Annotated in this window: 10 protein-coding genes; 4 read left to right on the forward strand and 6 right to left on the reverse strand. The window is 60.5% G+C overall.

Annotation, left to right across the window (positions count from 1 at the left end):
* Positions 1-153 precede the first annotated feature (153 nt).
* Both AF71_RS11935 and AF71_RS11940 read right to left on the reverse strand, forming a co-directional pair.
* Positions 154-3,309: an efflux RND transporter permease subunit gene (locus tag AF71_RS11935; RefSeq protein WP_169681428.1), complete on the reverse strand. Its 3,156-nt coding sequence runs from the start codon at positions 3,307-3,309 to the stop codon at positions 154-156.
* Entirely contained in the window at positions 3,306-4,472 is a 1,167-nt protein-coding gene (locus tag AF71_RS11940) for an efflux RND transporter periplasmic adaptor subunit (protein ID WP_169681430.1), read from the reverse strand. The genes AF71_RS11935 and AF71_RS11940 overlap by 4 nt, the downstream gene beginning before the upstream one ends.
* Positions 4,473-4,880: 408 nt before the next feature.
* Here AF71_RS11940 and AF71_RS11945 point away from each other — a divergent pair, with 408 nt between their 5' ends.
* Entirely contained in the window at positions 4,881-7,361 is a 2,481-nt protein-coding gene (locus tag AF71_RS11945; protein WP_169681432.1) for a UvrD-helicase domain-containing protein, read from the forward strand.
* 332 nt (positions 7,362-7,693) lie between these two features.
* Here the strand turns inward: AF71_RS11945 and AF71_RS11950 are convergent, their stop codons facing one another.
* From AF71_RS11950 to AF71_RS11960, 3 genes are all read right to left on the reverse strand, one after another.
* Positions 7,694-8,074, reverse strand: a complete 381-nt coding sequence (locus AF71_RS11950) for a hypothetical protein (protein ID WP_018858355.1) — start codon at positions 8,072-8,074, stop codon at positions 7,694-7,696.
* The gene (locus tag AF71_RS11955; RefSeq protein WP_026371947.1) at positions 8,074-8,475 is read right to left on the reverse strand and encodes a DUF488 family protein; all 402 of its coding nucleotides are present in this window, start codon (positions 8,473-8,475) and stop codon (positions 8,074-8,076) included. The genes AF71_RS11950 and AF71_RS11955 overlap by 1 nt, the downstream gene beginning before the upstream one ends.
* A gap of 74 nt (positions 8,476-8,549) precedes the next feature.
* Positions 8,550-9,242, reverse strand: a complete 693-nt coding sequence (locus AF71_RS11960) for an isoprenylcysteine carboxylmethyltransferase family protein (protein WP_018858353.1) — start codon at positions 9,240-9,242, stop codon at positions 8,550-8,552.
* A gap of 197 nt (positions 9,243-9,439) precedes the next feature.
* Here AF71_RS11960 and AF71_RS11965 point away from each other — a divergent pair, with 197 nt between their 5' ends.
* The 3 genes from AF71_RS11965 to pncA all read left to right on the forward strand — a co-directional run bounded on the left by AF71_RS11965 (position 9,440) and on the right by pncA (position 13,195).
* Positions 9,440-10,912: a sensor domain-containing diguanylate cyclase gene (locus AF71_RS11965; RefSeq protein ID WP_169681435.1), complete on the forward strand. Its 1,473-nt coding sequence runs from the start codon at positions 9,440-9,442 to the stop codon at positions 10,910-10,912.
* A 280-nt stretch (positions 10,913-11,192) separates the two neighbouring features.
* On the forward strand, positions 11,193-12,464 hold the full coding sequence (locus tag AF71_RS11970; protein ID WP_348644129.1) for a sugar MFS transporter: 1,272 nt from the start codon (positions 11,193-11,195) through the stop codon (positions 12,462-12,464).
* Between the two features lie 104 nt (positions 12,465-12,568).
* Positions 12,569-13,195 (forward strand): bifunctional nicotinamidase/pyrazinamidase, encoded by a 627-nt coding sequence (gene pncA, locus AF71_RS11975; protein WP_169681439.1) that lies wholly within the window; start codon positions 12,569-12,571, stop codon positions 13,193-13,195.
* On the opposite strand, the gene AF71_RS11980 is transcribed toward pncA, so the two are convergent.
* A complete protein-coding gene (locus tag AF71_RS11980) occupies positions 13,196-13,444 on the reverse strand; it encodes a DUF2164 domain-containing protein (RefSeq protein WP_113471819.1) in 249 nt (82 codons plus the stop codon).
* Between the last annotated feature and the right edge of the window lie 74 nt (positions 13,445-13,518).

Genomic DNA, 13,518 nt, shown 5'->3' on the forward strand with positions numbered 1-13,518 from the left:
CGGCCCTCAGAAAACGCTGGAGGACCTTTCGGCTTCTGTCGGAATGATTACCGCTCACACTTAAAAAACGTCTAAAATTTAGAAGAAATTCATCCAATCCTACAACTTTTTATAAGCCATAACTCGCAGGACCTTACCCGCTGAAGGCGCGGTTCATTCTGCCGCCTCCAGCCGGCCTGCCTTGGCGGCAGGGCGCGGACGCGATGCGTGCGCCATTTCTTCGTGGAGCCGCTCCTCTTCGTGAGCATGCGGCTTCGCGAAGCGGGCAATCAGCAGGTAAGCGACCGGCGTAATATAGAGCGTCACCAGTGTCGCAAAGCCAAGCCCTCCAACGATAACCCAGCCAAGCGCAATGCGCGCTTCCGCGCCAGCGCCATGGGCGAAGACCAGCGGAACGCCGCCGAGGATCGTCGCTATCATGGTCATCATCACGGGGCGCAGGCGTAGCGCGCACGCCTTCTCAATCGCCGTGCGCACCTCCTCGCCGCGATCGCGGAGTTGGTTGGCAAATTCAACGATCAGAATACCGTTCTTCGCCATCACGCCCACAAGCAGAACAAGGCCGATCTGGCTGTAGATATTGAGGCTCGACCCGGTAATGATCAGCGCGAAGACGGCGCATGCCAGCCCGAGCGGAACCGTCGACATGATGATAACCGACGACAGCACACTCTCGAACTGCGCGGCCAGAACCAGGAAGATGATGACGATTGCAAAGCCAAAGGTCAGTGCCATGCCGCTTGAGTTCTCCTCCAGCGTCGCCGCCTCGGCAAGTGGCACGAGACGCGCACCGGCAGGCAGGATCGATTTGGAGATCTCGGTTACTTCCTTGACGGCATCTCCGAGCGAAAGACCATTCTTCAGGCCGGCCGTGATCGCTACCGACGCAAGCTGCTGTTCGCGGTTCAATTGCGGCGCGACCGAGCTCTCCGTCAGTGACGCGATTACAGACATCGGCACGATTTTGCCATCGCCCGTCTTCAGGAAGACGTTCTCTAGATCCGTCGGATCGTCGAGTGGTCGGGTGTTCGACGTGAGCAGCACCGGATAGGCTTCGCCCTTGACGAAAACGTCAACGACCGATCGCCCTTCCAGGAGCGACTGCATAGCCGTTGAAAGGCCGGTGATGTCGATCCCGAGATCGGAGGCACGCTCGCGGTCGATCGTCACCGACACCTGGGCCTGGGTCGGTTCGTTGGTCAGTCGCGGCGTATCGTAATGGCCCGTGGCGTCGAGGGCCTGCACCAGTTGAGCAGCCGCAGTCGTCAGAGCCTCGTGATCGTTGCCGACCAAGGCCATCTGCAGTCCGTTGCCGGCGCCGCGGATGCGCAGGCTGTTCGATTGGATCGCATTGCCGCGCAGCGCCGGAACCCTTGCTGCGGCCCGGTTGATATCGGCCACGATCTCCGCCTGTGTGCGATGGCGTTCACCCCACGGCGCCAGCGTCAGCACCATGAAGCCGCTGTTGACCTGTCCGCCCTGTCCCGAGATCGAAAAGACATTGCTGATATCGCCGCTATTGACAAGCGGCTGGAGATATTCCTCCACCCGTTGCATCTTGTCGCGCGTGTATTCGAGACTTGACCCCTGCGGCGTGGTCAGGCGCATCATCACCATCGCGCGGTCTTCGTTCGGCGTCAGCTCGCTTCGAACCGTCTGGAAAGCAAGAACAGCGGCACCGGCAAAAAGCAACGAAGCGACGACGACCACAAGCGGTGCATTCAGGCAGGCGTGCAGCGACCATCGGTAGGCGTCGGCGAACCACCTTCCGAAACGGCCAAGAAGGCCATGGTCCTCAAGCATCTCCTTCGTCAGTATCCGTGAAGCCAACATCGGACATAGCGTCAGGGCAACGATGGATGAGAGGCCAACCGAGAAAGCCAGCACGAAGCCGAATTCGCGGAACAGACCACCCACCTGCCCCGGCAGGAAGGAAAGCGGAATAAAGACCGCTGCAAGCGTCGCGGTCGTGGCGATGACAGCAAAGAACACTTCGCGCGTGCCGAGCACGGCAGCCGCTCGAGGTCCCATGCCTTCCGAACGGCGGCGAACGATGTTTTCGAGAACGACGATCGCGTCGTCAACGACAAGGCCGGTCGCCAACACGATCGCTAGCAGCGTCAGGATGTTGATCGAGAAGCCGACGAGATAGACCGCTGCCAGGGTTCCGATCAGCGCAACCGGCATGCTGACGGCAGGGATAATCGTCGCACGCCAGTCCCGCAGAAAGAGATAGATGACGCCGGTGACGATGACCGCGGCCAGGATGAGCGCCAGTACCACTTCATGGATCGCGCCCTGGATGAAGACGGCGTCATCGCTGGTGATGGCGATCCGCGTGCCTTCGGGAAGCGTTCTTGAAAGCTCGGCGACGGCGTCCTTGATGCCGTTGGAGATGTTCAGCGTATTCGATTGTGCCTGGCGGATGACGCCGAGGCCGATGCCGGGAACGCCGTTCGAGCGCAGCGCCGTCTGCCCGTCGCGCGGTCCGAGGGTAACATTTGCCACATCGCCGAGACGCACGTGGTTCTGCAGGATGACGTTGGAGAAATCCTCCGGCGTCTGCAAACTTGCCATCGCGCGGACAACGATCGTCTGCGTCGGGCTCTTTAGCGATCCGGCCGGCACGTCGAGAGCAGCGCTTGAAAGCGCCTTCGTCAGATCGCCAACGGTCAGCCCGCGACTGGCCAGTTCGCTCTGGTTCACGTCGACGCGGAAGACCTTCTCCTGGTCGCCGTAGGTTTCGACATCGGCAACGCCATCTACCGAGGCAAGCCGGTCGATGACCTGGTTCTCGACGAGAAGCGTCAGATCGTCCATGTTCAGTTTCGACGACGTAACGGCAAGACGCATGATCGGCTGAGAGTCGGAATCCGCCTTGACGATCTGCGGCGCATCCGCCTCTTCGGGAAGACGGTCGGCGATACGGCCGATGGCATCTCGCACGTCGTTTGCCGCTACCGCGAGATCGACGGAGTCAGAGAATTCGAGCGTCACCCGGCTCTGGCCGAACTGAGAACTGGAGGAAATGGATTTGAGGCCGCTGACGCGTGCGGCAGCGCCCTCGATCACCTTCGTCAGTTCCTGGTCGATAGTCTGTGGCGAGGCACCGTCGAAAGTCGTGCGCACCGTCACCACGGGTCGGTCAACATCGGGCAGTTCGCGCACTTCGATCCCGGCATAGGCTGCAAGGCCGGCAACGATCATCAGGGCGTTGAAGACAAGCGCAAGGATCGGGCGCCTGACAAACAGCGCGGTGAAGGTCTGTTTGCCGGAAGCCGGCTTCTCCTGCATCTCGGTCACGGTCATTGCGTGACTGGCTCCGAATTCGACGCCACTTCGCCGGCCACCCGTACCGCGCCGCCTTCACGGACACGCTGCAGCCCTTCGGTAACGATTGCATCGCCATCGTCCAGATCGGCCTTGACGAGAATATAGTCGGGATTGCGCTGCACGATGCTGACACGCACCTTGCCGGACTTGCGGTCGACGACCTGCCAGACGAACGCGCCTTGCGAATCCCACTGGATTGAGAGCGGATCGACCGCGGGATACTGGTCGCCGCCAAACCTCATCCCGACATTGAACGACATGCCGGCGCGCAGTTCGTCCGATGCGTTGTCGATTCGGGCCCGCACGCGCATTGTCCGGCTGGCGGCGTCAATGCGGTTGTCGATTGCCTCGACCGCGCCCGAGAATACCCGACCTGGCCGTGCCACCGACGTTGCCTCCACGGGCTGGCCGACCGTGATCGTGTTGGCGAAGCGTTCCGGCACCCAGTAGTCGACCAGGATTTCGGTCCGGTCGTCGAGGGTCGCGATCGGCGTCGTCGTCGAAACGTTGTCGCCGACGTTGACCGGGATGATGCCGACAATGCCATCGATCGGCGCGACAATGCTGCGACGCTCGAGATTGAGTTCGGCGGCCTGCAGTTGAAGGCGTGCGCCTTGCTCGGCGATTTCTGCATCGAAGACATCCATGCGCGACACGCTGGATTTGATGTTGTGGTAGAGGCTGGATTTCTCGACGGCGCTTTTCAGCGCCACATCGGCCTGACCGCGAGCGATGACCTGCTCTTCGCTGTCTAGCTTTGCAAGCACCTGCCCCTTGGTGATCCTGTCGCCCGACTTGATCAGGATCTCGCGAATTGTCCCGCTTGCCTGCGGCATCACCACCACGGAGCGGATGGCGTCGCCCGTGCCGATGGCACTCAGCCGATCATTGACGACACCACGAACGACGGCCTGCGTGGCGACCAGAACGGGCGCGTTTGCTCCGCCGCTGCGACGTCTCGATTGCCCTTCCTCGCTCCCCACCGGCTTCGGTGCAGCCTCACCGGGCGCCAGCTTTGAAACCTCTGAAAAGCCGGCCTTCCGTAGCGTCTCGCCAGCCCCTGGCACGAAGAAAACCCATCCAGCAAAGCCGGCCGCAATCACGACAAGGCAAACTATAAACTGCTTCCAAAATGGCATTCACGTCTCCAGAGGGACACGAGGCTGGTCCAGGGTCTATCGAAAGAGGCGTTCGCAGGACAAATTGCCGCGCGTCTGCGACAATATTGTCTCTTTGCCGATCACCAGCAAGCGAATTGCTCCAGCATTACTGAATTGTAATTCAAGACTGAGTTACTGTCAGGCAACTCTCGACCGCCGCCTGCCGTGTTGTAGAATTTCATCGCCAACGTCAAATGACGGTTTTGTTTTCTGAGTTTTATTGACGATGTTTGCGCGCGACCGAGCCCGCCCTTACAGCGCACATGGGCAATTCCCGGGCAGGACTGCTCGAATGCACTGCATAAGCTGAGGACAGCGGGTGCGGGGCGGAATGAAAGCAGAACATCTTTTCTGGTCTTTCGATCCCGAATCACTACATTACGCGCCATGAGCAATAGTTTCGACGATATCCCCTTCTTCGATGAAGAGCCGGGCGAGCCGCCGCGCAAGCAACCGGCCCCTGCCGCTCCCGCCGCCGGAAGGCTCGCCGCCCGTGCCATGGCAGCTCGCGATGGCGGCGGGCGCCCCGATTACCTTTCCGGCCTGAACCCTGAACAGACCGAAGCCGTCGAGACACTGGAAGGCCCCGTACTCGTGCTCGCCGGTGCGGGCACCGGCAAGACGCGCGTGTTGACGACGCGCATCGCCCATATCCTGAACACTGGACGCGCTTTCCCCTCGCAGATCCTTGCCGTGACCTTCACCAACAAGGCCGCCCGCGAGATGAAGGAACGTATTGCCGTGCTCGTCGGCGGCGCCGTCGAGGGCATGCCCTGGCTCGGCACTTTTCACTCGATCGGCGTCAAGCTTCTGCGCCGCCATGCCGAACTCGTAAACCTGCGCTCCGACTTCACGATCCTCGACACCGATGATGTCGTCCGGCTGATCAAGCAGCTGATCCAGGCGGAAGGCCTCGATGACAAGCGCTGGCCTGCCAAGCAGTTCGCCGGAATGATCGATGGCTGGAAGAACAAGGGCCTCGGCCCTGGCGACATTCCCGAGGGCGACGCCCGCGCCTTTGCCAACGGCAAGGGCCGCGAACTCTACTTTGCCTATCAGCAACGGCTCTCGACGCTGAACGCCTGCGATTTCGGCGATCTCCTGATGCACCCGATCGCGATCTTCCGGAAAAACCCGGATCTTCTCAAGGAGTATCACGGCCGCTTCCACTACATCCTTGTCGACGAGTATCAGGACACCAACACAGCCCAGTACATGTGGTTGCGGCTGCTTGCCCAGCGCCCAAAGGGCGAGCCGCAGAACGTCTGCTGCGTCGGCGACGACGACCAGTCGATCTATGGCTGGCGCGGTGCCGAGGTGGACAACATCCTCCGCTTCGAGAAGGACTTCCCGGGCGCCAAGGTCATCAAGCTGGAGCGCAACTATCGTTCGACGGCGCATATCCTTGGCGCCGCCGGCCACCTGATCGCTCACAATGAAGGCCGCCTCGGCAAGACGCTTTTCACCGACCGCAGCGACCCCGATGACATCAAGGTCCAGGTGCACGCATCCTGGGATTCAGAGGTGGAAGCCAGGGAAATCGGCGAGGAGATCGAGCAACTTCAACGCGGCGACGCCAAAGGAAAGCGGCATTTGCTCAACGACATGGCGATCCTCGTGCGCGCCTCATTCCAGATGCGCGAGTTCGAAGACCGCTTCGTGACGCTCGGCCTCAACTACCGAGTCATCGGCGGCCCGCGCTTCTACGAGCGCCTCGAAATCCGCGATGCCATGGCCTACTTCCGCCTCGTCGCCCAGCCTGCCGACGACCTCGCCTTCGAGCGCATCATCAACACCCCGAAGCGCGGTCTTGGCGATACGACGGTGCGCGCCCTCCACGATTATGCCCGCGCCCGCGACATTCCGATGCTGGCCGCAGCCGCCGACATGATCGAAACCGACGAGCTGAAGCCGAAGGCGCGCAAAGCTCTCTTCGACGTCGTCCAATCATTCCGCCGCTGGCAGGAAATGCTGGAAAACACCCAGCACACTGAGCTTGCCGAGCAGATCCTTGAAGAGTCGGGTTACACCGACATGTGGAAGAACGATAAGTCGGCGGACGCGCCGACCCGTCTCGAAAACCTGAAGGAACTCATTCGCTCGATGGAGAGCTTCGAGTCGATGCGTGGTTTCCTCGAGCACGTCGCGCTTGTCATGGACGCCGAGCAGAACGAAAACCTCGACGCCGTCTCGATCATGACGTTGCATTCCGCCAAGGGCCTGGAGTTCGATACCGTCTTCCTGCCGGGCTGGGAGGAAGGCCTGTTCCCGCACCAACGTTCACTGGACGAAAGCGGCCGCGCCGGCCTCGAGGAAGAACGCCGCCTTGCCTATGTCGGCATCACCCGCGCCAAGCGCCGCTGCCACATCTGGTTCGTCTCCAACCGGCGCATCCACGGTCTCTGGCAGTCGACCATCCCTTCGCGGTTCCTCGACGAACTGCCGGAAATGCATGTCGAGGTGGCGGAAGCCGAGCAGAGCTACGGCGGCTATGGTCGCGGTGGCTACGGCCAGTCCCGTTTCGACAAGGCTGACCCCTTCGCCAACTCCTATTCGACGCCCGGCTGGAAGCGTGCCCAGCAGAACAAGACGGACGCCACCCGCGACAACTGGGGCACACGTTCTGGCCACGCCGTCGAACGCATCGGCTACGGCGAAAGCGGCCCGCGCAGCCGCACCATCGATGGCGAACTCGTGGCGAAATCAACCGCCGCCGAGCCCTCGAAATTCAAGACCGGCGATCGCGTCTTCCACCTCAAATTCGGCAACGGCAACATCGTGGAGATCGAGGGCAACAAGCTGACGATCGAGTTCGACCGGGCAGGCCAGAAGCGCGTCTTGGATGGGTTTGTGGAGAGGGTTTCCTAAAGCGGAACCGCCAACTCACTGACCTCAGATAATGTACCAACAACTGCAGCAAACGACAGCGCGGCTTGCCTCACCCTTTCGTGACTTCGTTTACTGCCCCGCGTCCCGCATACTGAACTCCCGCGCGCATCGATCGCGGGAGAGAAGGAGGACGCAGATGAAACGTTATTCGCTGCCTCTGATCGTAGCCTCGCTCATGATTGCCGTGTTGAGCAGTCCGACCGTCGCATTTGCCTGCAGCAAGATCATCCTAGGGACCTGATCCCGCAGGTACACGAACGACTACCGACAAGCGAGGAAGTCCGAATTCATGGAGCGGGCGTGGCGCCCGCTCACCCCAGGATCGGCATCGATCCCAACCCCAGTATGTCGTTGAGCAATGCGAGCCCGATCCCGGCGGCGACGACCGCGATTCCGATCAGGAACAGGCGCCTCGCCCGATCGTACTTGGCCGCAATCAGCGAGTCCCTGGCCAGCAGATCGGCAAAGACCTTGACCTGCAAGGCAATCCCTACCGTCAGCAGCAACATCGGCAGGATATCGATCCGGCTCCAGTCGTTCGGATTCGAAGCCCAACGGCTCATGAAACTCAGGGAAAAACCGAGAATGATGCCGGCTGCTGTCAGTGACCCGTTGCGAAAGGTCGCATCGATCTTCTCATCAGGACCGGGCTCGGTCGTTGGCTTTCGCTTCAGGTCATCCTCTGCAGCCATCAGGCACAGCCTTCCGCGGCAAATGTCGCACCGCGCTCTTCAAGGAGGCGCCGCAACACGCTTCGATGGCAGCGGCTCTCGGTCTCGCAGTAGCATCCGATTGAAAAATGACTGGCATGCGAAAGCGTGGCGAGCAGGTCTAGCACATGGCTCGCCTCCGGCACTTTCATTTCCTTCGTGAAGCTGCGGACGAAGGCCGCCCACTCGGCGTCAGTCGTCGCGGCCTTCGCTTCCGTCACAAGGGGCTGGCTCGGCGAAAGCACCGGCAGCCAGACGTCATAGTAGTTGCGGCTGGAAAATTCTTCCTTCGGCACGCCCCGTGGCGGTCGGCGGACGGTACCGATCCGCACCCCCTCGCCTTCTGCCCGCGGCGAACCCAATTGCACGACCCTGATTGCCACGACGCCCTCCATCGACCTGCCGCGATATTTACCGCAAGGGCCGCCGCCTCACCAGCCTCCAGAGGAATGATCCGTCACCAGATCCCAGGCACTAGGCGCCATTGGACCTGGCTGCGGTACTCGGCATAGCCGACCAGATTGCCCACCAAATACCTCTCCTCATCTAGGAGGCGGGCGACCAGACCACCAATGACGGGAGCCAACACAAGCAGACCCCAATAGGAAGCCAGCGCCAAGGGCACGCCAAAAAACATCGCCAGCGCCGCGGCATACATCGGATGGCGCACCACGCCGTAGAGGCCGGTCGAAATCACCCGCTGCCCCGCCGTCACGCCGACTGTCGCCGCGGCAAACGAATTCTGCCGGAGCACGAAGAAGCAGCCGATAAAGCCGACCGCGATCAATGCATTGCCGAGAAGCACGATCGAGGCCGGAACGACCGACCAGCCGAACCTGTGGTCGAGCGCCGAAACGACGAAAAGCGCAAGGATCGCGATGCTGTTAAAGGACTGTATGCGCTTCTGCGATGGCTCGCGTTCCGCCGCCGGTCCGACACTCATGCGTTTCCGGACCAGTTCCGGGTCGCGCTTGACGAAATAGGCCGTGAGGACTGCGCACCACCCGCAGAAATGCACGAGAAACACCCAGCCTTGCCAGTAAGACAGGGATCCCGCCGCTAGGAAAATCATGACCAGCATGACGAGACAGAATTTGGCCGTCGCGACTGTCGCCTGTCGCCCGAGACTCTGAACGCTACTCACCATCATCACTCACTCGCACTGTCGCGGGCACAAGGTCTCCTATCTCTAGATTGGCCTGACTGAGCGCGCGTCAATGGCATGAATCGCACGAGGATCGGGAAACCGATCTTCGCCGCATCAAGTGAAGGTTTACGAATCATGCTTAAAAGCCGACGAACAACGCTGCGCCTCCACACATGCGACAACAAACCGAAAGTCTCATCATGAGCGACTCCGATATCTTCGACCTGTCACCGATCGCGATGTGGATCGAGGATTTCAGCGGGGTCAAGGCGCAATTCGATCGCTGGCGCGCTGAGGGCGTCGAAGACATCCGAGCTTACCTTAGAGAAGACACAACGCGCATCGCCGCCTGCTCACAGCTTATCCGCGTGCTGCGCGTCAACCGAAAGACACTCGAACTCTTCGGGGCTAACGATCTCGACCACCTGGTCGCCAATCTCGGCCTGGTGTTTCGCGACGAGATGCTCGAAAGCCACGTCAACGAATTGGCAGAACTCTGGGATGGCAAGACCGAATTCACCAGCAGCGCGGTCAACTATACGCTGTCCGGCCGCAGGCTCGATATCCAGCTCCGTGGTTCGGTGCTGCCGGGCCATGAGCAGTCGCTTGCGCAGATAATGCTGACAACGGAAGATGTCACCGCACGTGAGGAAGCGCGCCGCAAGGAGCGCGAAAATCGCCGCTACGCCGAAGGCATCTTCGAGCATTCCCCGGTCTCGCTCTGGGTCGAGGATTTCAGCCAGATCAAACTGCTGCTTGAGAATGTCCGCGATCGCGGCATCGACGATTTCAGGGTTTTCACCGATGTCCATCCCGAGTTCGTGCGTCAGTGCATGAGCGAGATCCAGGTGATCGACGTCAACCAGGCAACCCTCGACCTGTTCTGCGCACCCGACCGGCATACGCTTCTGCAGCGCATTGGCGATGTCTTCCGCGACGACATGGAAAAACACTTCCGCGAACAGCTGATCGAGCTTTGGAACGGCCGGCTCTTTCATCAGCGCGAAGTGATCAACTACGCCCTCGACGGCTCCGAGCGCTACGTCCTTCTGCAATTCTCCGTCCTTCCCGGCCACGAAGGCGACTGGGCACTTGTGCAGGTAGCCCTCACCGACATCACAGCGCGCAAGAAGGCCGAAGCTTACCTCGAATATCTCGGCAAGCACGACGTCCTGACCAAGCTTCACAATCGCGCCTTCTACGTGGACGAGTTGAACAGGCTCGAACGCAAGTCGCTGCGGCCGGTCTCGGCTGTCGTCATCGATCTCAACGGCCTGAAGGAGGCCAATGACCAGCTGGGACACGATGCCGGCGATGCGCTGCTGCGCCGTCTCGGCGAAGTTCTGAATGGCGCCGCCACACAGCCAAACCATGCTGCCCGCATCGGCGGCGACGAGTTTGCGGTGCTGATGCCCGGCGCCGACAAGCAGGCTGTCGCCGCAATGGTCGAGACCATCGGCGAGCTGCTGAAGATCAACAATCAGTTCTACTCCAATGCTCCGCTCAGCATATCGCTCGGTGTCGCGACAAGCGAGCCGGGGGAAACGATGGAAGCCATGGTGCGGCGTGCCGACATTGCGATGTACGCGCAGAAACGCGCCTATCACGCCAGCCGCAAGACAGAAGGACAAGGCAGCGTCGCGGCGAATGAAAAGTCCGCTTCGGCGGCCTGACCATTTCCCCGGCGCAGGAAATCTCTCCACGGTCTTGGAACGCCGGCGCAAGAACCGGCCGCGTCAGCACATGTTCGCAGGGGCGAACCACCCGCCGCAACGCACAATAAAAATCGTTTGAATACTACCAATTTGGTTTCAAATGGATATATGAGCCTTGTGGCTTGCTGCATGCCTCCTCCCAAGTGCCTTGCCGAGCCACCGCCGGCCCGCCGTTTCGACGGCTTCAAGAGAAAATTTCCGGCGCAACAAGAACAAGAGGTACAAGACTGTGGCTGGTATCATCACCAACAGTGCCGCGACGACGCGCCCGGCATCGGCTTCCCCGGCAGCGAGCTATCAATTTGCCCTCGTGGCCCTGACATCGTTGTTTTTCATGTGGGGTTTCATCACCTGCCTGAACGACATTCTCATTCCGCACCTGAAGAACGTCTTCCAGCTGAATTACACGCAATCGATGCTGATCCAGCTCTGCTTCTTCGGCGCATACTTCATCGTCTCCCTGCCCGCCGGCGCGCTCGTCAAGCGCATCACCTACAAGTGGGGGATCGTGACGGGCCTGATCATTTCCGCCATCGGTTGCGCGCTCTTCATTCCGGCCGCAAGCTACCGTATCTATGCACTCTTCCTCGGCGCCCTCTTCGTGCTGGCAACTGGGATCACCGTGCTACAGGTCGCGGCAAACCCGTATGTCACGGTCCTCGGTCCACCCGACACCGCCGCAAGCCGCCTGACCTTGACACAGGCCTTCAACTCCCTCGGCACGACACTTGCCCCGATGTTCGGCGCAGTCCTGATCCTGTCGGCGACAGCGGCCGCCGTTGCGGGCACCACTCCGGAACAACTCGACGCCGTCAGGCTTGCCGAAGCGAGCGCTGTGAAGTTCCCCTATATGCTGCTGGCTGTCGCCTTCCTGTTACTCGCCGCGCTCTTTGCAGCCCTCAAGCTCCCCCAGGTTGAAGGTGCGGAAGATATTGAGCCGATCACCGGCGGCGGCTCGGCCTGGCAGTATCGCCATCTCGTGCTCGGCGCAATCGGCATCTTCCTCTATGTCGGCGCGGAGGTCAGCATCGGCAGCTTCCTGGTCAACTTCATGAGCCAGCCGGATATAGCAGGCTTTTCGGAAGCCGAGGCCGCCCATCATGTATCCTACTTCTGGGGCGGCGCGATGATCGGCCGGTTCATTGGTGCTGTCGTGATGCGCTACGTCGATGACGGCAAGGCCTTGGCCTTCAATGCAGCCGCGGTCATCCTGTTGCTGTTACTCACCGTCTTCTCGGGCGGTCACGTCGCCATGTGGTCGGTCCTCGCAATCGGCCTCTTCAACTCGATCATGTTCCCAACGATCTTCAGTCTCGCACTGTACGGCCTTGGAAAATACACGAGCCAAGGCTCTGGAATCCTTTGCCTGGCAATCGTCGGCGGCGCCTTGCTGCCGCTTTTGCAAGGCGCCCTTGCTGACACGATCGGCATACATCTCGCCTTCCTGATGCCGGTTCTGTGCTATGCTTACATTGCCTTTTATGGGCTGAAGGGGCACCGGCCGACCTGACCATTTCAAGGCCCGCTTCGCCGCCCATGCGGCGAAGCGTTTCGGCGCTTGCGCCGTCCCTCGGCCCTTGGCATGTTGCAGTGCAAATCGAGGGAGTCGCACCGATGAAAGCCTTGCTTCTAGTCGATATTCAGAATGGCTTTTGCCCGGGCGGCAACCTGCCGGTGCCGGATGGCGACCAAGTGGTTCCCATCGCAAACCGCCTGATCGAGAGCGGCAAGTATGACCTGATCGTCGCCTCCCAGGACTGGCATCCTGCCGGCCATGGAAGCTTTGCCTCATCTCATCCCGGCAAGCAGCCGTTCGAATTAGGGACGCTCTCCGGCAAGCCGCAGATGATGTGGCCGGACCATTGCGTTCAAGGAACGGTGGACGCTGAACTGCATCCCGATCTCAAGACGGGCGAGATCGATCTCATCCTCCAGAAAGGCGAGAATCGTGGTGTCGACAGCTACTCGGCATTCCGCGACAACGATCAGGACGCCCTCACCGGGCTCGCCGACTTTCTCGAGGGGCAGGATGTCACGGAACTCGACGTTTGCGGTCTCGCAACCGACTATTGTGTGAAGTTCTCCGTCCTCGATGCGACCGAAATGATGCCCGGAGTGCGGGTTCGCTTTGTCGAAGATGCCAGCCGTGGGATCACACCCGAAGGTGTTGCGATCGCGGTCAAGGAAATGCGCGAGCACGGCATCGACATCGTCACCAGCCGACAAATTTTGGAAGGCTGATCACTCCGTCGCAGTCCGCTGCAACTCATAGACGTCCTCGGAAAAGTCATCCATGCGTCTGGCAAGCGCGACTTGCGCATCCTCGAGCCCCTTCTTGTAGTAAGCGGCGCCAACTTCCTTCGCGAAAAACTCGAGAACAAACTCCGCTTTCAGGAGGCCGATCGGTTGGTCCAACTCACTATCGAAATAGTGCTGGATCCGCGCAATGAGTTCGGCCTTTTCCTCTTTCGATAGTTCGATCCGGGTCATCTTTGTTCCTCGAACGGCAATCAGTCGCGTGTGCATCGTTCAGCGAAATCGATCGGTCAATCAAGGAAATTTGC

It is taken from the genome of Rhizobium sp. 57MFTsu3.2 (assembly GCF_012932765.1).
Classification (GTDB): domain Bacteria; phylum Pseudomonadota; class Alphaproteobacteria; order Rhizobiales; family Rhizobiaceae; genus Rhizobium; species Rhizobium altiplani.

What these genes read in the sequence shown, in the direction of transcription:
- AF71_RS11935 (WP_169681428.1), bottom strand. Translation starts at nt 3,309, where the DNA reads ATGACCGTGACCGAGATGCAGGAGAAGCCGGCTTCCGGCAAACAGACC.
- AF71_RS11940 (WP_169681430.1), bottom strand. Translation starts at nt 4,472, where the DNA reads ATGCCATTTTGGAAGCAGTTTATAGTTTGCCTTGTCGTGATTGCGGCC.
- AF71_RS11945 (WP_169681432.1), top strand. Translation starts at nt 4,881, where the DNA reads ATGAGCAATAGTTTCGACGATATCCCCTTCTTCGATGAAGAGCCGGGC.
- AF71_RS11950 (WP_018858355.1), bottom strand. Translation starts at nt 8,074, where the DNA reads ATGGCTGCAGAGGATGACCTGAAGCGAAAGCCAACGACCGAGCCCGGT.
- AF71_RS11960 (WP_018858353.1), bottom strand. Translation starts at nt 9,242, where the DNA reads ATGATGGTGAGTAGCGTTCAGAGTCTCGGGCGACAGGCGACAGTCGCG.
- AF71_RS11965 (WP_169681435.1), top strand. Translation starts at nt 9,440, where the DNA reads ATGAGCGACTCCGATATCTTCGACCTGTCACCGATCGCGATGTGGATC.
- pncA (WP_169681439.1), top strand. Translation starts at nt 12,569, where the DNA reads ATGAAAGCCTTGCTTCTAGTCGATATTCAGAATGGCTTTTGCCCGGGC.
- AF71_RS11980 (WP_113471819.1), bottom strand. Translation starts at nt 13,444, where the DNA reads ATGACCCGGATCGAACTATCGAAAGAGGAAAAGGCCGAACTCATTGCG.